This is a genomic window from Pseudomonas sp. 1121_17, from assembly GCF_052850745.1.
In genome coordinates, this window is record NZ_VXCX01000002.1 from 532,321 (window position 1) to 555,199 (window position 22,879).

The 22,879-nt window shown below is 62.5% G+C and carries 17 protein-coding genes; 8 read left to right on the forward strand and 9 right to left on the reverse strand.

What is annotated here, in order from left to right; genetic code table 11:
- Positions 1-105: 105 nt before the first annotated feature.
- On the forward strand, positions 106-366 hold the full coding sequence (locus FW789_RS07270; protein WP_103437485.1) for a DUF1652 domain-containing protein: 261 nt from the start codon (positions 106-108) through the stop codon (positions 364-366).
- Here the strand turns inward: FW789_RS07270 and FW789_RS07275 are convergent.
- From FW789_RS07275 to FW789_RS07315, 9 genes are all read right to left on the reverse strand, one after another.
- Positions 363-2,444, reverse strand: a complete 2,082-nt coding sequence (locus tag FW789_RS07275; RefSeq protein ID WP_411563064.1) for a putative bifunctional diguanylate cyclase/phosphodiesterase — start codon at positions 2,442-2,444, stop codon at positions 363-365. The genes FW789_RS07270 and FW789_RS07275 overlap by 4 nt on opposite strands.
- 178 nt (positions 2,445-2,622) lie before the next feature.
- Positions 2,623-4,113, reverse strand: a complete 1,491-nt coding sequence (locus FW789_RS07280; RefSeq protein ID WP_103437487.1) for an efflux transporter outer membrane subunit — start codon at positions 4,111-4,113, stop codon at positions 2,623-2,625.
- Positions 4,110-7,217, reverse strand: a complete 3,108-nt coding sequence (locus FW789_RS07285) for an efflux RND transporter permease subunit (protein ID WP_446431227.1) — start codon at positions 7,215-7,217, stop codon at positions 4,110-4,112. The genes FW789_RS07280 and FW789_RS07285 overlap by 4 nt, the downstream gene beginning before the upstream one ends.
- On the reverse strand, positions 7,214-10,312 hold the full coding sequence (locus FW789_RS07290) for an MdtB/MuxB family multidrug efflux RND transporter permease subunit (protein ID WP_446431228.1): 3,099 nt from the start codon (positions 10,310-10,312) through the stop codon (positions 7,214-7,216). Before FW789_RS07290 ends, FW789_RS07285 begins: the two co-directional genes overlap by 4 nt.
- Positions 10,309-11,577 (reverse strand): MdtA/MuxA family multidrug efflux RND transporter periplasmic adaptor subunit, encoded by a 1,269-nt coding sequence (locus FW789_RS07295; protein WP_103437490.1) that lies wholly within the window; start codon positions 11,575-11,577, stop codon positions 10,309-10,311. The genes FW789_RS07290 and FW789_RS07295 overlap by 4 nt, the downstream gene beginning before the upstream one ends.
- 211 nt (positions 11,578-11,788) lie before the next feature.
- A complete protein-coding gene (gene tpx, locus FW789_RS07300; RefSeq protein WP_101319724.1) occupies positions 11,789-12,289 on the reverse strand; it encodes a thiol peroxidase in 501 nt (166 codons plus the stop codon).
- Between the two features lie 167 nt (positions 12,290-12,456).
- Positions 12,457-13,749 carry a serine/threonine transporter gene (locus FW789_RS07305; RefSeq protein WP_101319726.1) on the reverse strand — a complete coding sequence of 431 codons (1,293 nt, stop codon included), beginning with the start codon at positions 13,747-13,749 and terminating at the stop codon, positions 12,457-12,459.
- Between the two features lie 216 nt (positions 13,750-13,965).
- Entirely contained in the window at positions 13,966-15,162 is a 1,197-nt protein-coding gene (locus FW789_RS07310) for an amino acid aminotransferase (RefSeq protein ID WP_103437491.1), read from the reverse strand.
- A gap of 142 nt (positions 15,163-15,304) precedes the next feature.
- Positions 15,305-16,330 carry an Ldh family oxidoreductase gene (locus FW789_RS07315; protein WP_103437492.1) on the reverse strand — a complete coding sequence of 342 codons (1,026 nt, stop codon included), beginning with the start codon at positions 16,328-16,330 and terminating at the stop codon, positions 15,305-15,307.
- A 143-nt stretch (positions 16,331-16,473) separates the two neighbouring features.
- On the opposite strand from FW789_RS07315, the gene FW789_RS07320 reads away from it, so the two are divergent.
- The 7 genes from FW789_RS07320 to FW789_RS07350 all read left to right on the forward strand — a co-directional run bounded on the left by FW789_RS07320 (position 16,474) and on the right by FW789_RS07350 (position 22,818).
- On the forward strand, positions 16,474-17,346 hold the full coding sequence (locus FW789_RS07320) for a MurR/RpiR family transcriptional regulator (protein ID WP_101319732.1): 873 nt from the start codon (positions 16,474-16,476) through the stop codon (positions 17,344-17,346).
- Between the two features lie 25 nt (positions 17,347-17,371).
- Positions 17,372-18,124 (forward strand): transporter substrate-binding domain-containing protein, encoded by a 753-nt coding sequence (locus tag FW789_RS07325; protein WP_103437493.1) that lies wholly within the window; start codon positions 17,372-17,374, stop codon positions 18,122-18,124.
- An 80-nt stretch (positions 18,125-18,204) separates the two neighbouring features.
- Positions 18,205-18,924 (forward strand): ABC transporter permease, encoded by a 720-nt coding sequence (locus FW789_RS07330; RefSeq protein WP_101319736.1) that lies wholly within the window; start codon positions 18,205-18,207, stop codon positions 18,922-18,924.
- Positions 18,921-19,631 (forward strand): ABC transporter permease, encoded by a 711-nt coding sequence (locus tag FW789_RS07335; RefSeq protein WP_446431229.1) that lies wholly within the window; start codon positions 18,921-18,923, stop codon positions 19,629-19,631. The genes FW789_RS07330 and FW789_RS07335 overlap by 4 nt, the downstream gene beginning before the upstream one ends.
- A 16-nt stretch (positions 19,632-19,647) precedes the next feature.
- Positions 19,648-20,892: an NAD(P)/FAD-dependent oxidoreductase gene (locus FW789_RS07340; RefSeq protein WP_103437496.1), complete on the forward strand. Its 1,245-nt coding sequence runs from the start codon at positions 19,648-19,650 to the stop codon at positions 20,890-20,892.
- A 20-nt stretch (positions 20,893-20,912) separates the two neighbouring features.
- On the forward strand, positions 20,913-21,695 hold the full coding sequence (locus FW789_RS07345) for an amino acid ABC transporter ATP-binding protein (RefSeq protein WP_277989751.1): 783 nt from the start codon (positions 20,913-20,915) through the stop codon (positions 21,693-21,695).
- Between the two features lie 310 nt (positions 21,696-22,005).
- The gene (locus tag FW789_RS07350; protein ID WP_103437498.1) at positions 22,006-22,818 is read left to right on the forward strand and encodes a gamma-glutamyl-gamma-aminobutyrate hydrolase family protein; all 813 of its coding nucleotides are present in this window, start codon (positions 22,006-22,008) and stop codon (positions 22,816-22,818) included.
- Positions 22,819-22,879 lie beyond the last annotated feature (61 nt).

Sequence of the window (22,879 nt, forward strand, 5' to 3'; positions counted from 1 at the left end):
CTTTTGTACGAGAAACTACCGCCTTAGGTGCTAAGGTTACAGTCCTTGGCGCCAATTGACAGCGCAACACTCAGCCCTTTCTTAAACAAGGTCGAGGAGGCAAGCGTGAACAAGATGACGTTTCCCAATGCTTGCCAGGTGATGCGCTGGCACTTCCATCCTTTGGGCTTTGAAGCCAGCATGGATGCACCGCGCAGCATGATTGTGCGCCTGTTCGATCGCGAGTCGGGCGAAACCGTGCTGGCCATCGCCGGTATCCCCTGCAGCGCGGTCATGGCCGCCAGCGATGTCGAGCGCATCATTGAAGCTGTCGAAGATGAAATGGCCGCTTTCATCCCCTCCCTTGCCCTGCGCACCGCGGTCTAGCTGACCCGAGGCGCTTCGCGCGGCGCGAGCCCTGCCATGAAGTGCTCTGCCGGCACCGGTCGGCCCATCAGATAACCCTGCAACGAGTCACAGCCCAGACGGGTGAGAAAATCCTGCTGACTGTCGGTCTCGACACCTTCGGCAACGATACGCAGGCCCAGCGCCTGGCCTAGAGCCACGATTGCCGAGACGATCGCTGCATCGTCGCTGTCATGCTCCAGGTCACGGACGAAGCCGCGATCGATCTTCAGCTCATTGGCCGGCAGACGTTTGAGGTACATCAGGCTCGAGTAGCCGGTACCGAAATCGTCGATGGAAATATCCACGCCCATATCGGACAGCCTCTGCAATACCAGCAGGCTGGCATCCGCGTCACGCATGGCGGTGGTCTCGGTGATCTCCAGGGTCAGGTGGTTGGCGGGCAGCTGATTGCGCTGCAATGCCTGGGCTACACCGTCGACCAGACCGGCGTAGCAAAACTGGATGGCCGACAGGTTTACCGCGATGCGCCAGTCTTCATGCCCCTGCTCGAGCCATTGACGCATCTGCCGACAGGCTTCGCCAAGCACCCATTCACCGATCGGAATGATCAGCCCGGTCTTCTCGGCCAGGCTGATGAAGCGGTCCGGGTACAGCAAGCCGTGTTGCGGATGCTCCCAGCGCAGCAAGGCTTCGGCACCGATCGGCACCCGCCGGACGGCGTCGAACTTGGGCTGGTAATGCAGGCGGAACTGGCCCTGTTGCAGCGCGACTCGCAAGTCCTGCAGCAACTGCAACTGCTGGCGTGCATCGCTGTTCATCGAGACGTCGAAGAAGCTGTAGCCGTTCTTGCCAGCGTTTTTGGCGTGGTACATCGCCGCATCGGCGTTGCGCAGCAGCTCATGCTGGTCCATGCCGTTGCCTGGATAAAGCACGATACCAATGCTGGCAGTCAACTGCAGGTCGTGTTCCGCCACTCGATACGGCCGCGACACCAGGTTCACCTGCTTGATTGCGACGCCCATTGCATCCCCCGGCTCTTGCAGCTCCACCAGCAGCACAAACTCATCGCCACCGATCCGCGCCAGCGTGTCCTGGCTGTGCAAGTGGCCACGCAGGCGCTCGGCCACGGCCTTGAGCAACTGGTCGCCGACATGATGGCCGAAGGCATCGTTGACTGGCTTGAACCCGTCTAGGTCGATGAACATCAGGGCAAAGCAGGTGCCCTGCTCGCCCGCCTTGCCAATGGCCTGCTCGATGCGGTCAGCCAACAGCGTGCGATTGGGCAGGCCGGTGAGGATATCGTGCAGGGTCAGCTGGGTCAGCTCCTGGTTGGCCAGCGTCAGCGAGCGAGCAAGTTCGGTGGTACGCGCGACCAGTCGTGCATCGAGCACCGACGTGAGCAAGGCCACGGCGAGTACCGCGAGGGTAGTGATCAGCACCAGATAGACCAGGCCATCGCCTTTAAGCCCCGTACCAAGCGCGCCACAGTAACTGCCCCCAGGAAAGCTTGCCGCGGCCATGCCGGTGTAGTGCATGCCAACGATCGCAATGCCCATCAGCACGGCCGCAGCGCCGCGGATTTGCCGCACGTAAGGGGTCTGCCGGCGCAGGCGGAAAGCGATCCACAGCGCTGCTGCGGATGCACATACCGCGATCGCCAATGAAGCGCTGAACAATTGAGGATCGTAATCGATCCCTGGTTGCATGCGCATCGCGGCCATGCCCATGTAGTGCATGCTGCTGATGCCGGTACCCATGATCAGGGCGCCGCACGCCAGCTGCAGCAAAGGCAGGCTCGGTTGGTTGATCAACCACAGGGCAAATCCGGATGACAGCACTGCGATCAGCAACGACACCAGTGTCAGAGTCAGGTCATAGCCCAGGTCGATCGGCAGGCTGAAGGCGAGCATACCGATGAAGTGCATCGACCAGACCCCGCTGCCCATCGCCAAAGCCCCACCGCACATCCACAGATAAACCGCACGCCCCTTGGCCGTGGCAATGCGCCCGGTCAGGTCCAGTGCGGTATAGGACGCAAGAATAGCCACGCACAGTGAGATCAACACCAGCGCGGGGGAATAACTACCGATTAGCATGGGGGTTCCGGCATCGGGCGCAGGGAGGGCCCGGAAAAGCCGCTGATTGTACTCAAGCCTTGGCGAAACGCACGGCATTTCGCGGGGCTGAGCCATAAGAATGCCAGTACGCAGAACGGTCGCGTCCAAACCGGGGAAAACGCCGCTTTCACGGCGTCAATCCGGCGTCGGATCCGCCCTATTGTTGCGCTTGGCTGAACGCCTGCTGACTATCCCAACCACCACCCAACGCGGTGATCAATTGCACGCTGGCGATCAGCCGCCCTTGCAGCAAATTGAGCACGCTGCGTTCGTTGCTCAGCGCAGTGGCCTGCACATTGACCACGTCCAGGTAGCCAATCAGGCCGGCCCGGTACTGGTTTTCGGTCAGGCGCAGCGACTGGCGTGCGGCCTCCAGCGCTTCCTGGCGTACCACTGCTTCATCGCCATAGACCTTGAGCTGGACCAGGTAGTTTTCCACTTCCCTGAAGCCATCGAGCACGGTCTGCCGGTACTGCGCCACGGTCTGGTCGTACACCGCGACGGTGCGGTCCACTTCGGCGCTGCGTTTACCGGCATCGAACAAGGTCATGGCCAATGACGGCCCGACCGACCAGAAGCGGTTCGGCAGCTCGATCCAGTTGCTGAAACTGCTGCTCGAGTAGCCGCCGCTCATGCTCAGGCTCAAGTCCGGGAAATACGCCGCGCGAGCCACGCCGATGCTCGAGTTGGCAGCCATAACACTGCGCTCCGCCGAGGCAATGTCAGGGCGCCGTTCGAGCAATTGCGACGGCAGCGCCAGCGGCACCTGCGGCAGCGCAGGGATCGACTTGCTGTCAGCCAGGGCAAAGTCCGCAGGAGCCTTGCCCATCAGCACGGCGATGGCGTTTTCATACTGGGCGCGCTGCCAGATCAGGTCGATCAGGTCGGCCTGGGTGCTCTTGAGCTGGGTGCGCGCCTGGGCGACCGCATCCGGCCCGGACACCCCAGCTCGGTACTGGTTTTCGGTCATCTTCAGCGAGCGCTCGTAAGCGGCAACGGTGGCCTCGAGCAAGCGCTTCTGCTCATCGATCACACGCAGTTGCAGGTAGTTCTGCACCAGCTCCGACTGCAAGCTCAGGCGCATCGCTGCCAGGTCGGCAAAACTGGCCTCGGCACTGGCTTCGTTGGCATTGAGGGTTTCCCGCAGCTTGCCCCACAGGTCGATCTCCCAACTCACCCCGAGCTGGGTGGTGTAGGTATTACGGATACCGCTGCTGTTGTTCGACAGGCTCGAGCTACTGCTGCCGGTGCCCTGCGCCGAACGATTCTTGCCTGCCGACAGATCGAGGCTGGGGAACAACGAGGCGCGGCTGCTGCGGATCAATGCGGTGGCCTGGCGGTACTGCGCTTCGTACTGGGCAACGGTCTGGTTACTGCGGTTGAGCTCCTCGACCAGGCTGTTGAGCTGGGCATCACCGTACAGCTCCCACCAGGCGCCACGGGCAATCGCATCCGACGGTTTGGCCTGAGTCCAGCCTTCGGCCTGCTTGAACTGGGCGGGTGTGCTCAACTCGGGCCGCTGGTAATCCGGGCTCAAGGTGCAGGCACTGAGCATCAGCACGCAGAGGCTGGCGCCAAACAGGCGCGAGCCACGGCCGCGGCCCAGCAGCTGCAAGGCACGGTGAAGCGGAGTTTGGGCAAAATTCATAGCGGGGTATCCAGTGCAGCGTCGGTACGTACACCGCGCCAATGGTTGAATCGGTGGCGGAGGTGATCGAGGTAGAGGTAGACCACAGGCGTTGTATAAAGCGTCAGCACCTGGCTGAAGACCAGCCCGCCGATAATCGTCAGACCCAATGGCTGACGCATTTCGGCGCCTTCGGCATTGCTCAGCAACAGCGGCAAGGCGCCAAGGATGGCGGCAATGGTGGTCATCAGGATCGGCCGCAGGCGCAGCAGGCAGGCACGGCGGATCGACTCTTCAGGCGACAGGCCTTCGTTGCGCTCAAGCTGCAGGGCCAGGTCGATCATCAGGATGGCGTTTTTCTTGACTACGCCGATCAGCAGGAACAGCCCCAGCAACGAGATCAGACTGAACTCGCCGCCTGTTACGTACATCGCCAGCAGTGCACCCACGCCAGCAGATGGCAAGGTCGAGAGGATCGTCAGCGGGTGGATGTAGCTTTCATAGAGAATCCCCAGCACCAGATACACCAGCACCAAGGCGCCGAGGATCATCAGCGGCTGCCCTTCCTGAGTCTTGCTGAACGCGTCGGCGGTACCGCCAAGCTTGGCGATCACGTCTTCCGGCAGGCCCAGCCGGGCTACTGCCCGCTCGACCGCGGCCATGGCCTGATCGGTGCTGTAGCCCTCGGCCACGTCGAAAGCGATGTCTTCCGAGGCGAACTGGCCCTCGTGGCTGACTCGGTCGTTGGCCAGGCTGTTCTCGTAGCGGGCAAAGGCTGACAACGGCACCCGCGCGCCGTCGGCGGTGATCACCTGGACTTGCTCCAGCGTGCTTGGGTCCCAGGCGTACTTGGGATTGATCTCCAGCACTACCTGATACTGGTTGAGGCTGTCGTAGATGGTCGAGATCTGCCGCTGGCTGTAGGCGTTGTTGAGCACCGTGGTGACCATGTCCATATCAATGCCCAGGCGCTTGGCCTGATCACGATCGACCACCAGCGTTACTTGCTGAGTGCCGGCACCGTCATGGGCGTCGATGGCGGTCAGCTCGGGCAGCGCGCGCATCGCCGCGGTGACCTTGGGGAACCACTCGCGCAGCGCAGCCAGATCCCCGCTCTGCAGGGTGTACAGGTACTGCGAAGAGGTCTGGTCACGGCCCCCGCCGCCCAGTTGCAGGTCCTGATCGGCCATCAGGAACAAGCGCCCGCCGGGTACCTTGGGCAGCTCCTTGCGCAGGCGCTCGATCACCTGCTGGGCATTGATCTTGCGTTCGCTGATCGGCTTCAGGCGCACCAGCACCATGGCATTGTTGGTGCCGCTGTTGCCGCCGATGAAGCCAGCCACGCTTTGCACCGCCGGGTCGGCCAGCAGCGCACGCCGGTAGATTTCCATTTTCGGCTGCATCACGGTAAACGACAGGCCGTCGTCGCCACGCACAAAACCCATCAGTTGGCCGGTGTCCTGCTGTGGCATCAGGGTCTTGGGTACCACCACATACAGCAGCACATTGACGCCGATAGTCAGCAACAGGCTGAACAAGGTCAGGCGACGATGGCGCAGGACCCAACCCAGGCTACGGTCGTAACCGGCGACCATGCGCTGATGCTGGCGGTCGCTCCAGCGCTGCAGGCGGTTGGGCTGTTGCTCGTGGGGCTTGAGCCAGCGCGCGCAGAGCATTGGCGTCAGCGTCAGCGAAACGATCAACGAGACGATGATCGCCGCCGCCAGGGTGATCGAGAACTCCTGGAACAGGCTGCGCACGATGCCGCCCATGAACAGGATCGAGACGAATACCGAGACCAGCGAGACGTTCATCGACAGCAGGGTAAAGCCCACCTCTTTGGCGCCGAGAAACGCCGCGCGCATGGGCGGCTGGCCGTTCTCGATATGGCGGGAGATGTTCTCCAGCACTACGATGGCGTCGTCGACCACCAGCCCGGTGGCCAGGATCAGCGCCATCAGCGACAGGTTGTTCAGCGAGAAGCCACACAGATACATGACCGCAAAGGTGCCGACCAACGACACTGGCACCGCAAGGCTTGGGATCAGCGAGGCACGCAGGTTGCCAAGGAACAGATAGACCACCAGGATCACCAGAACTACGGCAATCAGCAAGGTGTGCTCGGCTTCCTTGAGCGTCGCGTTGATCACCGGCGAGCGGTCCATGGCGATATCCAGCTTGACGCTGGCGGGCAACAGCGACTGCAGCGCGGGCAGTTGCTGCTTGATCTGCGCCACGGTCTCGATGATGTTGGCGTTGTTCTGCCGGTTGATCACCAACAGCACCGCGCTCTGGTCGTTGAAAAAACCACTGTTGTAGCGGTTCTCGACGCCATCGGTGACCGTACCGACGTCCGACAGACGCAGGATGGCGCCGTCCTTCTGGCGAATTACCAGCGATTGATAATCCTTGGCTTTTTCCAGCTGATCGTTGGCGCGCACCTGCCAGTTTCGCTCGTCGTCCTCGACAAAGCCCATCGGCCGGCGCTGGTTGGCATTGCTCACCGCCGTGCGCACCTCATCCAGCGACAGGCTGTACTGGTTGAGCAGCTGCGGCTCGAGCGCGATGCGTACCGCCGGCAGCGAGCTGCCGCCGATCTGCACTTCCCCTACTCCGCTGACCTGGGCCAGGCTCTGCGACAGAATGGTATCGGCCAGGTCGTACAGCTGGCCCTTCTGCAGCACGCTGGAGGTCAATGCGATGACCATCACCGGCGCCTGCGACGGGTTGATCTTCTTGTAGGTGGGCATGCTGCGCATACCGCTGGGCAGCAGGTTGCGGGTGGCGTTGATCGCAGCCTGCACTTCCCGCGCGGCACCATCGATGTCGCGGCCCTGCTCGAAGCCGATGATGACCCGGGTCGAGCCCTGGTTGGAGCTGCTGGTCAAGGTGGTAACCCCGGCGATAGCGCCGAGCTTGCGTTCCAGCGGTGTGGCTACGGTGGAGGCCATCACCTCGGGGCTGGCGCCGGCCAGGTTGGCCGAGACCACAATCACCGGAAAGTCCATCTGCGGCAGCGGCGACACCGGCAGCAGACCAAAACTGACCCCGCCCAGCAGCATGATCGCCAGGCTCAGCAGCATGGTCGCGACCGGCCGGCGAATGAATGGCCCGGACAGGTTCATGCTTGCGCCTGCTTGGCATCATCGCGCGGCCGCCAGCGCTGGGCCAGGCGGTCGAAGTACAGGTAGATGACCGGTGTGGTGAACAACGTCAGCACCTGGCTGACCAGCAGCCCGCCAACCATCACCAGCCCCAGCGGCTGGCGCAGCTCGGCGCCGGAGCCGGTGGCAAGCATCAACGGCACCGCGCCGAACAACGCCGCCAGCGTAGTCATCAGGATCGGCCGGAAGCGCAGCAGCGCCGCCTGGTAGATCGCATCGTGTGGGGTCATGCCCTGGTTGCGTTCAGCCTCCAGGGCAAAGTCGATCATCATGATCGCGTTCTTCTTGACGATACCAATCAGCAGGATGATGCCGATGATGGCGATCATGCCCAGGTCATTGCCGCTGATCAGCAGCGCCAGCAAGGCGCCGACCGCCGCCGACGGCAGGGTCGAGAGAATGGTGATCGGGTGGATGTAGCTCTCGTAGAGCACGCCGAGCACGATATACATCGTCACCACAGCCGCCAGAATCAGCAACAAGGTGCTCGACAGGGACGCCTGGAAGGCCTCGGCAGCGCCTTGGAAGCGGGTCTGCACACCGATCGGCATGGCGATTTCCTGCTGCACCTGCTCGATCGCGGCCACCGCCTCACCCAGCGCCACACCGGGTGCCAGGTTGAACGACATCATCACCGCCGGGAACTGACCGATGTGGGAGATCGCCAGCTGCGCCTGGCGCTGCTCGATACGTGCCAGCGCCGACAGCCGCACCTGACCGCCATCGCTGGCCTTGACGTGAATCGACTCCAGCGCCGCCGGGCCGATACTGGCGGCGTTCTGCGACTGCAGGACCACTCGGTACTGGCTGGCCTGGGTGTAGATGGTGGAAATCTGCCGCTGACCGAAGGCGTCATACAACGCGTTGGTGATCTGCGAGACGTTGATGCCCAGCCGGCTGGCCATATCGCGATCGATTACCAGGTACACCTGCAAGCCCTGGTCCTGCAGGTCGCTGGCCACGTCACGCAGTTCGGGCCGCTGTTGCAGGGCCTGAACCAGCTTGCCACTCCAGGTGGCAAGCATGTCGGCGTCAGGCGATGACAGGCTGAACTGGTACTGGGTACGGCTGACCCGGTCTTCGATGCTCAAGTCCTGCACCGGCTGCATGAACAGGCGGATACCGACCAGCTTGTCGACTTGCGGCTGCAGGCGTGCGATCACTTCAGTGGCGCTGATGTCGCGCTCACCATGGGCTTTGAGGTTGATCAGCAAGCGGCCACTATTGAGCGTGGCGTTGTCGCCATCCACGCCGATGTAGGACGACAGGCTTTGCACCGAAGGGTCCTGCAGAATGATCTTGCTTAGCGCTTGCTGACGCTCGCTCATGGCGGCGAACGAAGTCGACTGCGGTGCTTCGGAGATGCCCTGGATCACCCCGGTATCCTGCACCGGAAAGAAGCCCTTGGGCACTGCCATGTACAGCACCACGGTCAGCACCATGCTGGCGATGGCAACCAGCAGGGTCAGCGGCTGGTGGCGCAATACCCAACGCAGGCCGCGGCTGTAGTGCTCGATCAGCCAGTCGATCCAGGCGCCGCTGGCGCGATAGAAACGGCTCTGCTCTTCTTCCTTCGGCTCGCGCTTGAGCAAGCGCGCGCACATCATCGGCGTCAGGGTCAGCGATACCACCAGCGAAATCAGGATCGCCACCGCCAGAGTGATGGCGAACTCGCGGAACAGGCGGCCGACCACGTCAGCCATGAACAGCAGCGGGATGAGGACGGCAATCAGCGAGAAGGTCAACGAGATCAGGGTGAAGCCAATCTGCCGGGCGCCCTTGAGCGCGGCCTGCATAGGCGTCTCGCCCTCCTCGATATGGCGGGAAATGTTCTCCAGCATGACGATGGCATCGTCGACGACGAAGCCGGTGGCGATGGTCAGGGCCATCAACGTCAGGTTGTTGATGGAAAAACCCGCCAGATACATCACACCAAAGGTACCGATCAACGACAGCGGTACGGCAATCGACGGGATGATGGTGGCACTGACCCGGCGCAGGAACACGAACGTCACCATCACCACCAGCACGATGGCAATCAGCAACTCGTGCTGCACATCGGTAACCGCAGCGCGGATGGTCTGGGTGCGGTCAGTCAGCACCATCACATCCAGGCCAGCCGGCAGGTTGTCGGTAATCGACGGCAGCAGGTCCTTGATGCGGTCGACCACTTCGATGACGTTGGCGCCGGGCTGACGCTGAATATTCAGCAGCACTGCCTGGTTCTCGTTGGCCCACGCCGCGAGGCGTTCGTTTTCGGCGCCATCGACGATTTCAGCCACATCTTTCAGACGCAGCGGTGCACCATTGTTGTAGGCGAGGATGAGGTTGGCGTATTCCTCGGGGGAGCGCAGCTGGTCGTTGGCATCAAGCATCGATACCCGGGTGGGGCCGTCGAAGTTACCTTTGGGCTGGTTGACGTTGGACGCGCCGATCAAGGTGCGTACGTCTTCCAGGTTGAGGCCGTTGGCCGCCAGGGCATCGACGTTGACCTTGATCCGCACGGCCTGGCGCTGGCCGCCGGCAATGCTGACCATGCCCACACCGCTGATCTGGGCAAGCTTCTGCGCAACCCGGGTATCGACCAGGTCGTTGAGCTTGGGCAACGGCATGGTCTTGGACGAGATTGCCAGGGTCAGTACCGGCGTATCAGCCGGGTTGACCTTGTTGTACACCGGCGGCGCTGGCAAGTCGCTGGGCAACAGGTTGCTGGCGGCGTTGATCGCGGCCTGCACCTGTTGCTCGGCAACGTCCATGTTCATGTCCAGGCTGAAGCGCAGGGTCAGCACCGAGGCGCCACCGGAGCTGGTCGAGGCCATCTGGGTCAGGCCCGGCATCTGTCCGAACTGGCGTTCCAGCGGCGCAGTGACGGCACTGGTCATGACCTGCGGGCTGGCACCGGGATATAGAGTCATGACCCGGATGGTCGGGTAATCGACCTGGGGCAAGGCCGCTACCGGCAACAGCTTGTAGGCAATCAGGCCAGCCAGGACCAACGCCAGCATGCTCAGCGTGGTGGCGACCGGGCGCAGGATGAACAGCCGCGAGAGGTTCATGCGCCCGCCTTGCCCGACGTGCCAGCCTCGCTGGTGCCGCTGCCATCCTGGCCTTGCAGATGCTGACCGGGGGTGGTCGGTACTTGCGAGCTGTCTTCCACCACTTCTACCGCGCTACCTTCACGCAGGCGGTCGGTGCCTTCGAGTACCAAGCGGTCGCCCGCGACCAGGCCGTCGAGGATCACACTGCGCTCGCCATCACTCGGGCCAACCTTCAGCTTGCGGATATTGACCTTGCTCTCTGCGTTGACCACATAGGCAAAGCTGCCGTCGCTGCCGAATTGGATCGCAGCCGCTGGGGCCATGACCACCTGTTTGAGGGTGTCGGCGAGCAGGCGCACGTTGACGAACTGGTTGGGGAACAGCGCCTGATCCTTGTTGGCAAAGCTCGCCTTGAACTTGAGAGTACCGGTGGTGGTGTCGATCTGGTTGTCCAGGCTGCCGAGCACGCCACTGGACTGCAGCTTGCTCTCGTTGCGGTCCCAGGCCTCGACGGGCAGAACAGCGCCGCTGCGATAGCGCTCGAGCACGGTGGTCAGTTCGGTTTCAGGCAAGGTGAAGGCGACGCTGATCGGCTCGGTCTGGGTGATCACGACCAGCGCCGTGGTGTCGTTGGCCGCGACCAGGTTGCCCAGGTCGAGCTGACGCAAGCCCAGGCGACCGCTGATCGGTGCGCGGATCTGGGTGAAGTCGAGGTTGAGCCGGGCGTCGCTGACTGCGGCCTGATTGGTCTTGATCAGGCCCTGGAACTGCGCCAGCTGCGCCTCGGCGGTGTCCAGGGTCTGTTTGGCGATGCTGTCTTCGGCGTACAGGCCTTTATAGCGGGCCACGTCAACCTGGGCGTTTTTCAGCTGCGCCTGATTCTGCGCCAAGGTGCCTTCGGCCTGCTGCAAAGCGATGCGGTAGCTGCGTGGGTCGATCTCGGCCAGCAGGTCGCCGGCTTTGACCTGCTGGCCTTCCTTGAAGTGGACCTTGACCAGCTCACCGGCGACGCGGCTGCGCACGTTGACTGTGTTGTTGGCGGTCACGGTGCCCAGGGCCTTGTAGTAAAGCGGGAAGTCGCCCACCTGCACCGGCTCTACCCGCACTGGCACGGCCTCGGCAGAACTGCCAAAACCAGGCCGGCCGCTCTTGCCTGCGCGCCCGGCTTGATCCTTGGGCGTCGACGCGGCAGGCCACAGCCACCAGGCCAACAGGGCCACCAGGACCAGGATCAGCAGGCCAAACAGCCAGCGACGGGGGGAGCGGGAGACAGGAGCTTGCATGGCTTGAACGAACCTTGTTCGGAAACGGCGACTTGGGAGGGTGAACGATAAGCATTGATATCGGTTTAGCAAAGCAGCTTTACAGGGCATTTACCTTGGGCTGACGTTGCTAACGCGATGAACTTTAAATGAAAACGGCCTGGAGCAGGGTCCAGGCCGTTTCAGGGTATTGCTTGTTGCGTACGCGAACCGCAGAGCGGCCCCGCTGCGCTTACTTCAAGACAGCCAGGACCGCCTCGTAGTTCGGCTCTTCGGCGATTTCGCCAACCAGCTCGCTGTGCAGCACTTTGTCGTTCTCGTCGATGACGACAACAGCGCGTGCCGCCAGGCCAGCCAGCGGGCCGTCAGCAATGGCTACGCCGTAGTTTTCGAGGAACTCGCGGCCACGCAGGGTCGACAGGTTCTGGACGTTTTCCAGGCCTTCGGCACCGCAGAAGCGCGCCTGAGCAAACGGCAGGTCGGCCGATACGCACAGCACAACGGTGTTGTTCAGCTCGTTGGCCTGGGCGTTGAACTTGCGCACGGAAGTCGCGCAGGTTGGCGTGTCGACGCTTGGGAAGATGTTCAGCACTTTGCGCTTGCCGGCGTAGTCTTGCAGCGACTTGTCAGCCAGGCCATCACCAACCAGCGAGAACGCAGGTGCCTGAGCGCCAGCTTGCGGGAGGTTGCCTTTGACCTGAACCGGGTTGCCTTTGAGGGTCACTTGAGCCATGAGCGGAATCCTTATGCGGGTGTTTGAAAAGGACACCGAGTTAAGCATGAAGCGCCGCTCAAGCCTATGGGTAGCGATGAAATTGTTCTACTGCCGGGGAATTCGTGTGAACAAAAAAATGCCCGGAGCGCAGCAGGCGGTCCGGGCATCCTCTTATATAGAAGCCATCACCAGCCGAGCACGCTTGCGGCCAGCGAGTAGACTACCGAGCTGATCGCGACCAGGCCGACGAAGACCACAAACAGGTTGGACATCGCCCCGCTGTACTTGCGCATCGACGGCACCTTGCGGATGGCGTACATCGGCATCAGGAACAGCAGCGCGGCAATGATCGGCCCGCCAAACGATTCGATCATGCCCAGGATGCTCGGGTTGAGGGTGGCGACGATCCAGCACACCACCAGCATCAGCGCTGCGACCATGCGGTCCAGAGCCTTGGCCCCAGGGCGCAGGCCAGTCTTGCCGATAATGCCTTTGAGGCCTTCGCTGGCACCGATGTAGTGACCCAGGAACGACTTGGCAATAGCAATGAAGGCAATCAGCGGTGCAGCAAAAGCAATGGTCGGGTTGCTGAAGTGGTTGGCCAGGTACGACAGGATCGACAGGTTCTGCGCCTTGGCTTCTGCCAACTGGGCGCTGTCCAGGGTCAGCACGCAGCTGAATACGAAGAACAGCACCATAGCCACCATCAACAGGTGCGCACGCGACAGGATCTGCCCGCTGCGCTCGTCGGCGTGCTCGCCGTAACGGCGCTTCTGGTCGACAGCAAACGCGGAAATGATCGGCGAGTGGTTGAACGAGAACACCATCACCGGGATTGCCAGCCACACCGTGTGCAGGAACGCCGAGCCCGATGGCACCTGCATCGCGGTATCGAGAATACCGCCACTCCAGTGCGGCACCAGGTAAAGCGCCAGCAAGGCCAGGGCGACGATGAACGGGTAAACCAGCAGGCTCATGACCTTGACCGTGGCCTGTTCACCGCAACGCACGATGGCCAGCAGGCCGAGGATCAAGCCAAACGACAGCAACACCCGCGGTGGCGGGGTCATGTGCAATTGATGCTCCATGAAGCTGCTGACGGTGTTGGTCAGGGCCACGCTGTAGATCAACAGGATCGGGAAGATCGCGAAGAAGTACAGCACGGTGATCAGCGCGCCAGCCTTGAGGCCGAAATGCTCCTCGACCACCTCGGTGATGTCGCCGCCACGCCCGGACAGCACGAAGCGGGTCAAGCCGCGGTGGGCGTAATAGGTCATCGGGAACGCCAGCGCGGCGAGGATCAGCAGCGGCCAGAAACCGCCCAGGCCGGCGTTGATCGGCAGGAACAGGGTGCCGGCGCCAATCGCGGTGCCAAACAGGCCGAGCATCCAGGTGGTGTCTTGTCGTGCCCAGCTGCCGAGGGTGGCGCTGGTGGTTTGTTCGAAGCGTTGTTCAACGCTTGAGGCCTGCTCATTCATCCGGGTGCAACTCCACTCGCAAGACTGCAACAGGCTGAGCGTGGCGAAACACAAGGCTCGCGCACCTCAACCGAAAAAGAGGGGCGCGATTGTGCACTGAAAGGTGGCGCTTGCGAAGCCCTGTCCGAGCGGCGGTTGCACTTGTCATGACAACCCAGGGGCAACCCAGGTTTGCGAGGCTGGGTCAAAGGGGCCGATTGCCGGCCCCTGCCCTGATTAGCGTTGGACTGCGGCGAACGCCTCGGCAACCTGGCGCAAGTTGCTTGGACGCAGGCCGGACATGCACACCCGGCCACTGTCGATCAGGTAAACGCCGAACTCGTCACGCAGACGGCGGACCTGATCGACGCTGAAGCCGGTGTAACTGAACATGCCGCGCTGTTCGAGGAAGAACGTGAAGTCCTGCCCTGGCAGCAGCTCGCCGAGCAGGTCGACCAAACCTTGGCGCATCTCAAGGATACGCAGGCGCATCACTTCGACCTCGGCTGCCCACTGTGCATTGAGGCTGGCATCGCCGAGCACGCCGGCAACCAGTTGCGCACCGAATGCTGGTGGGCTGGAGTAGTTGCGGCGCACGGTTGCCTTGAGCTGGCCAAGCACGCTCTGGGTGCTGGCCTGGTCGTCGCACACCACCGACAGACCGCCAACGCGCTCACCGTACAGCGAGAAGATCTTCGAGAACGAGTTGCTGACCAGGCACGGCACGCCGGCACGGGCCATTTCGCGGATGGCGTAGGCATCCTGTTCCAGGCCTTCGCCGAAGCCTTGGTAGGCAATGTCGAGGAACGGGATCAGCTCGCGTGCCTTGACCACTTCGACAACCTGCTGCCACTGGTTCTGGTCCAGATCGACACCGGTCGGGTTGTGGCAGCATGGGTGCAGCAGCACCACGCTATTTGCGGGCAGAGTCTGCAACGCAGCCAGCATGCCGGCGAAGTCAACGCCGCGGGTAGTGGTGTCGAAGTACGGGTAGGTATTCACCTTGAAACCCGCACCTTCGAAGATGGCGCGATGGTTGTCCCAGGTCGGATTGCTGACCCAGACTTCGGACTGCGGGAAGTAGCGTTTGAGGAAGTCGGCGCCAACTTTCAACGCGCCCGAGCCGCCTACGGTCTGCACGGTAGCGACGCGACCGCCGGTCACTGCCGGGTGGTCGTTACCAAACAGCAGCGCCTGGATCGCCTGGCGATAGCTGGCCAGACCTTCCATTGGCAGGTATAGCGAAGCCTCGTGAGGCTGGTTGGCCAGGCGTTTTTCAACCTCGGCCACTGCCGCCAACTGCGGCACGATGCCGGCAGCATCGTAGTACAGGCCGATGCTCAGGTTGACCTTGGCCGCACGCGGGTCGGCCTTGAAGGTTTCCATCAATGAGAGGATCGGATCGCCGGCATAGGCATCGACATGTTTGAACACAGCGGACAGCTCCTTGAATCAGCACAGTTCGGAAAAGCTTGAGCGAGGATACCCGGAGTCGAGGCAGAGAAACATCACCTTGCTGCAACGGGTCTGTGCAAGGTTGCACGGCCCAGGTATTTCAACCCATGCAAGATGACGATCAGCCGAGCAATTGGCGCAGGCCCTGCAGCTCGGTTTCGCTCAGTGCGACACCTTCACGCTCGGCCGTGGCACGCTCACGATAGCGCCGCTCGCCGGGCATGCGTGACAGGCCGGCCGCCTGCATCTGCTCCAGCAAATGACGGCTGCGCTGCGCGAAACGCTCGCCTTCGGCCTTGCTCGGGTCGATGACGATCAGCAGTTGCCCGGTCCAGGGCGTCTTCGCCCCAGGATGCGCCGACCAGTCGAACTCCCAGGAGAAGTTACCGCCGGTCAGCGCCGCCGCGAGCAACTCGACCATCATCGACAGCGCCGAGCCTTTGTGGTCGCCAAACGGCAACAGCGCGCCGCCGTCGAGAATCGCTTGCGGATCGCTGGTCGGCTGGCCTTTGGCGTCTACTCCCATGCCCAGCGGCAATTGCCGCCCCTCGCGGGCCGCGATCTGGATATCACCATGAGCCATGGCGCTGGTGGCCATGTCGAACACGATCGGGTCATGCTCGGCGCAGGGCGCGGCAAAGGCAATCGGGTTGGTGCCGAACAGCGGCTGGCGAGCACCGTGCGGGACTACACAGGTCATGCTGTTGACCACGCTCAAGGCCACTAGGCCTTCATCGGCGAACGGTTCGACGTCCGGCCACAGCGCCGCGAAGTGATGCGAGTTATGGATCGCCAATACCGCGATCCCAGCACTGCGCACCTTGGCCAGCAGCAACGGCCGTGCCGCCGCCAGCGCGGGCTGAGCAAAACCGCCGCCGGCATCGACCCGAACATAGCCAGAGGCTACGTCGGTCACCGCAGGCACCGCCTTGCCGTCAACCCAGCCACTGGCCAGCGTCGACACGTAGCCCGGAATACGAAACACCCCATGGCTATGAGCGCCGTCGCGTTGGGCACTGGCACAATTGAATGCCAGCGCTGCCGCAACCGGTTCGCTGCAACCGTGCTGTTCAAGGATCGCCTGCAATAACGTCTGCAGTTCGGCAAAGGGCATGCGCACGGTACCGCTGGTGGAGGATGCAGACATCTGGAGCTCCTTGTCGAAATTGTTTGGCTCGGAGTGTGCCACGGGTGAAAACTGTCAGCCACATGACAGCTATCTGTCAATTGTTGACTTGATGACAGAAAACATTCATTTTCTATTCCACGCCCTACCGACCGGAGTCCGACATGAGCCAATCGATCAAGCAACGCCTGGAGAACAGCCTGCACGGCGCAGCTGCCTCAGGCCGCACGATCGCCAGCTACATGCTCGGCAACCTGCATGAAGTGCCGTTCCAGACCTCCGCCAGCATCGCTGAAAAGCTCGGAGTGAGCGAATCCAGCGTAGGCCGCTTCTGCCGCTCGCTCGGCTACGCCCACCTCAAGGCGCTCAAGCAGGACCTGCAGAACGACCTCGGCGACGGGCCGTGGCTGGTCGGTGACCGCTTGCAGGAATACCGCCAGCAGCATGACGACAGCCAGAGCGCCGGCAGCCTGGAGCTGGAAATCGCCGCACTGGTGCGCGTCCATGAATACAGCCGTAGCGAGGCCTGGCACCGGGTTGCTCAGCGCCTGGCGCAGCGGCCACGAGTGTTTGTCGCAGGGTTTCAGACCGAACGCGGCGTCGCCCAGTGCATGACCCATTTGCTGCACTACCTGCGCGATGGCGTACAGGCTGTGGATGGCAGCGCCGGGCACTTTGGCGACGTGCTGCTGACCCGCCCCGAACACTGCGCGCTGGTGGTGTTCGAGGCCCGCCGCTATTCGCGCCATGCCCTGCTGCTGTGCCAGAAGGCACGCCAGGCAGGTATCCCGGTCACGCTGGTGACCGACACCTTCTGTGACTGGGCCGATGCCAACGCCGATGAGGTGTTCCGCATCCCCACCGAATTCAATCTGTTCTGGGAATCCACCTCGGCGATGCTGTCGTGGGTGCACCTGATGGTCAACGAGGTCTGCAAGAAGCTCGGGCCGGATGTTGAAAAACGCTTGGAAGCGACTGCCGCTCTACATAACGAGTTCGTCGGCTACACCTCGTGGCCCGCGGACAAACAACAATAGCAAGAGTGCAACCCAGAGGTGCGAGATGAACAAGACCATGGCTATGGTGGGTGCGTGTGCCCTGCTGCTGGCGAGTGCGGCCAGCGCCGAGACCCTGCGTTTCGCCACAGAGGGCGCTTATCCGCCCTTCAACTATGTCGATGCCGATAACAAGCTGCATGGCTTTGACATCGACATCACCCACGCCCTGTGCGAGCAGATGAAAGTCGAGTGCACGCTGGTGGCGCAAGACTGGGAAGGCATCATCCCGGCACTCATGGCGAAAAAGTACGATGCCGTAGTCGCCTCGATGATCGACACCGAAGAACGGCGCAAGAAGATCGCCTTCACCGACCACTACTACCGCACACCACTGTCCGTGGCGGTCGCCAAGGACAGCCCGATCACCGATGCCCAGACCGACTTCAAGGGCTACACGGTCGGCGCCCAGTCGTCCTCGACCCAGGCTATCTATGCCGAGGACGTTTATGGCCCGGCCGGCGCCAACGTCAAGCTCTATCCGACCATGGATGAGGCCAATGCCGACCTGGCTGCCGGCCGCCTGGACGGAGTTATCGCCGACAAGTTTCCGCTGCTCGACTGGCAGCAGAAAAACGGCAAGGACTGCTGCAAGGTGCTCGGTGACGTCAACCAGACCAAGGCCAATGCGGCGATTGCCGTACGCAAGGACGATCAGCAACTGCGCGAGCGGCTGAACAAGGCGCTGAGCGAGATTGTCGCCAACGGCACCTATCAGAAGATCGCCAGCAAGTACTTCGCCTTCGACATCTATAACTGATCGGTCAGCGCAAGGCAGGCATCGCGCCGTGGGCGCCCTGCCTTGCGCGCCGCCAAGTTCACCTGGCTGGGGAAGCACCCATGCTCGATCAATTGTCTTTGTTGTCTTTTGCCAGCGGTGGCTGGGGCCCGGCGTTGCTGGCCGGCGCGCTGGTCACGGTGTCACTGGCGCTGGCCTGCCTGCCGATCGGCTTGCCGCTGGGACTGCTGGTGGCAATGGCCGCGCGCTCACGCAAGCGCCTGCCGCGGGCCTGGGCCACCACCTTTTCTACGGTGTTTCGCGGCCTGCCTGAACTGCTCACGCTGCTGATCATCTATTACGGCTGCCAGATCGCGGCACAAAAGCTGCTGGCGGCGATGGGCTATGAAGGTGAGGTACTGATCAATACCTTCCTGGCGGCCATGATCGCCTTCAGCCTGGTGTTTGCTGCGTTTTCCAGCGAAATCTGGCTGGCGGCGTTCAAGACCCTGCCCAAGGGCCAGCTCGAAGCCTGCTCGGCCCTGGGGCTGAGCAAACGCACCGGTTTTTTCAAGGTGGTACTGCCGCAACTGACCCGGATCGCCCTGCCCGGCCTCTCCAACAACTGGCTGTCGCTGCTAAAGGACACGTCGTTGGTCTCGACTATCTCGCTGGTTGACCTGATGCGCCAGACCAACCTCGCCGTCAGCGTGACCAAGGAGCCGATGTTCTTCTATGGCGTCGCCTGCCTGGGCTATTTGCTGTTCTCGGCGTTGTCCGGGCGCGTGTTTGCCTTCATCGAACGACGCTATAGCCGCCACCTGCAAGGAGCACGGGCATGAGCTTCGAACAATTAATGGCGCTGGTGGTCGACCCCGACCTGCTGCAGCGCTACGGGCCGCGCTTCATCGATGGTCTGCTGGTGACTGCCAAGCTGGTGGCGATTTCGTTCACCCTCGGCGCCGTGCTTGGCCTGCTGCTGGCGCTGGCGCGGATCTCCAACAAGACCGTGCTCAATCGCATGGCGGCTGGCTATATCTACTTCTTCCGCGGTTCACCACTGCTCGCGCAGCTATTTCTGCTGTATTACGGCCTTGGCTCGTTCAAGAGCTTTTGGCAGGACGTCGGGCTGTGGTGGTTCTTCCGTGAGGCCTGGTACTGCGCGCTACTGGCATTCACCCTGAATACGGCCGCCTATCAGGCCGAGATCTTCCGCGGCAGCCTGCTGGCAATCGCCCCAGGCCAGTTCGAGGCCGCCCGCGCGCTTAACCTCAAGCGCTCGACCACGTTCTTCAAGGTCGTCATGCCGCAATCGCTGCTGGTCGCCATCGGCCCGCTGGGCAATGAGCTGATCCTGATGATCAAGGCCAGTGCGATTGCCTCGCTGGTCACCATCTACGACCTGATGGGCGTGACCAAGCTGGCCTTCTCGCGCAGCTTCGACTTCCAGATCTACCTGTGGGCCGCCGTGCTCTACCTGCTGATAGTGGAAACCGTCCGGCGCACCCTGAAATACCTGGAAGGCCGCCTCGGCCGCCACCTGAACTGACCCAAGGATACGCTCCATGCATTGCCAAACCATTGTTCTGGGCGCCGGGATCGTCGGTGTCAGCACCGCGCTGCAGTTGCAAGCGCGCGGCCGCCAGGTCGTTCTGATCGACCGTGACCAGCCAGGCAGCGGCACCAGCCATGGCAACGCCGGCCTGATCGAACGCTCCAGCGTCATCCCCTATGCCTTCCCGCGCAACGTCGGCGCACTGCTGCGCTATGGCCTGAACCGCCAGCCGGATGTGCGCTACAGCCTGTTGCACCTGCCCAAGGCGGCGCCCTGGCTGCTGCGTTACTGGCGCCAGTCAGCACCCGGCCGGCTGGCCGGCGCCGCCGCCGATATGCTGCCGCTGGTGCAGCGCAGCGTCGAGGAACACGACGCGCTGATTGCCGCTGCCGGGCTGAGCGAACTGGTCCAGGCCAAAGGCTGGATCGAAGTGTTTCGCGACCCGAGGCTGTTCGCTCAGGCCAAGGAGGACGTAAAAAACCTAGCGCGCTATGGCCTGCAGTACGAAATCCTCGAACGTGACCAACTGCAGGCCCGCGAGCAGCAACTGGACGGCGGCGTGGTAGGCGGCATTCACTGGCTCGACCCGAAGACCGTGCGCAACCCTGGCGGCCTGACCCGCGGCTATGCCGCGCTGTTCGTCCAGCGCGGCGGGCAGTTCCTCCATGGTGATGCGCGCAGCCTGCGCCAGCTTGACGGTCAGTGGCAGGTGCAGAGCCAGCGTGGCGCGGTCACGGCCGACGAGGTCGTGGTCTGCCTGGGGCCACAATCGGCCGAGCTGTTCGGCCCGCTGGGCTATCGGTTTCCGCTGGGCATCAAGCGCGGCTATCACATGCACTATGGCACCCGCGGCGACGCGCAACTGCAGCATTCGATCTGCGACACCCAGGGTGGTTATGTGCTGGCGCCGATGGCGCAGGGCATCCGCCTGACTACCGGCATCGAGTTTGCGGCCAGCGACGCCCCGGCCAACGAGATCCAGTTGCAGCGCTGTGAAGCCCTTGCTCGTCGGCTGTTCCCCGCGCTCGGCGAACGCTTGGACGAGCAGCCGTGGCTGGGCCTGCGTCCCTGCCTGCCGGACATGCGCCCGATAATTGGCCCCGCACCGCGGCACAAGGGCCTGTGGTTCAACTTTGGCCACGCCCATCACGGCCTGACCCTGGGTCCGGTGACCGGCCGCCTGCTCGCCGAGATGATGACCGGCGAGCAGCCGTTCACCGACCCTGCGCCTTACCGCGCAGCACGCTTTGACTAAACCAGCGGGAGAACAACAACATGACCGCACCTTTGAACCTTGCCAACCTTGCCCCTGAAGCCGAAAGCCGCCCAGTGCTGATCGACATAGAAGGTTTGAACAAACATTACGGCGCCTTCCACGTGCTGCGCGATATCAATCTGCAGGTCCGCGAGGGCGAGCGTATCGTCCTCTGCGGACCCTCCGGTTCGGGCAAATCGACCTTGATCCGCTGCATCAACCGCTTGGAGATCGCCGAGCAAGGCAGCGTTCATGTCGACGGCATCGACCTGGCCAAGCCTTCGCGTCAGGCCGCTCAGGTGCGCAGCGAAATCGGCATGGTGTTCCAGCACTTCAATCTGTTTCCGCACATGAGCGTGCTCGACAACTGCCTGCTGGCCCCAACCAGCGTGCGCGGGCTGTCGCGCAAGAACGCCGAAGAGCGGGCGCGGATGTACCTGAGCAAGGTCGGCATCGCCAGTCAGGCCGACAAATACCCCAGCCAGCTCTCCGGCGGCCAGCAGCAGCGCGTGGCGATTGCCCGTGCCCTGTGCATGAAGCCGCGGATCATGCTGTTCGATGAGCCAACCTCGGCGCTCGATCCGGAGATGGTCGCCGAGGTCCTGGATGTGCTGGTGAAGCTCGCCGGCACCGGCATGACCATGCTCTGCGTCACCCATGAAATGGGCTTTGCCCGTCAGGTGGCAGAGCGTGTGCTGTTTCTTGAGGGTGGCCAGATCATCGAAGACAGCCCGCCACAGACGTTTTTTGGCCAACCCAAAACTGCCAGGGCCCAGGCATTTCTCAAGCAGATTCTGCACTGATAAGGCGCAGTGCAAGGGCTGGATCATTGCAGCGCTGCAATGATCCAACTGCGTCGTTAATTATATTTACCAAAACCCCTGCCAAACCCTTGCCAGCCAAGGCTCCACTTCCCTCAAGCGCCCTGAAACCGGCGCCAAAGCGCTCACGCCTCGTTTGACATATCGAACGGCTCTGGCAAGCTAGAGACAAGCCCCGACCGGCATCGTCTCCTTCTGCGAGCCGGCAGTGCTCGGGGCTCCAGGCCGCATACAAGGCCCAGGCCGTGCGCCTGTACAATATCGACAGGAAGTACCTGTCCCAAGGTGACATATGTCCAACAGCAACATTGGCAACAAGCAAACTTCCCTGCGCAAACCCGTCGTCCTGATGACCATGGGTAGCCAAGAGCGCAAAGGCCATGATTATCAGGTCATGACCCACAAATACATTACCCCGCTGGTCGACTTCGCCGACTGCCTGCCTGTGCTGGTTCCGACCTGCTGCGGCACCGATGACCTCGAGCGTTATCTGGATATGGCCGACGGCGTCTATCTGACCGGTGCCGGCAGCAACATCGACCCGGCCCTGTACGGCCAGGAGAACGAGACGCCAGGCAAAGGCCAGGACAAGAACCGCGATCTGTTCGACATCCCGCTGGTCAAACTGGCTCTGGCCCGTGGCCTGCCGATCTTCGGCATCTGCCGCGGCATGCAGGAAATCAACGTCGCACTGGGCGGCGATATCTACCAGAAGGTGTACGCCGAGCCGGGCTTCAACGATCACCGGGAAAACCCCGAGGATCCGGTTGAAGTGCAATATCAGGCCGTGCACAGCGTCACCATCAAGCCGGGCAGCTGGCTGCGGGATGCCTTGGGCACTGACCAGATCCGGGTCAACTCGTTGCATGGCCAAGGCCTGCGCAACCTGGGTGAGGGCCTTGAGCCGATCGCCCAGGCTGAAGACGGTTTGGTCGAAGCCATCCATGGCCCGAGCATCTCGCCCTTCCTGTTTGCTGTGCAGTGGCACCCCGAGTGGCAAGCGGCGAAAAACCCTGACTCGATCAAGATTTTCGAGGCGTTTGGCGATGCTTGCCGCGCTCAGGTCCGCAAGTCCCAGGCCAGCAAGCGTAACCAGGCTGCCTGACTCCCTGCTTCGTTAGTTTGATCGCGGGGCGGCGCAAGGCCGCCCCCGCTTCCCCGGTCAT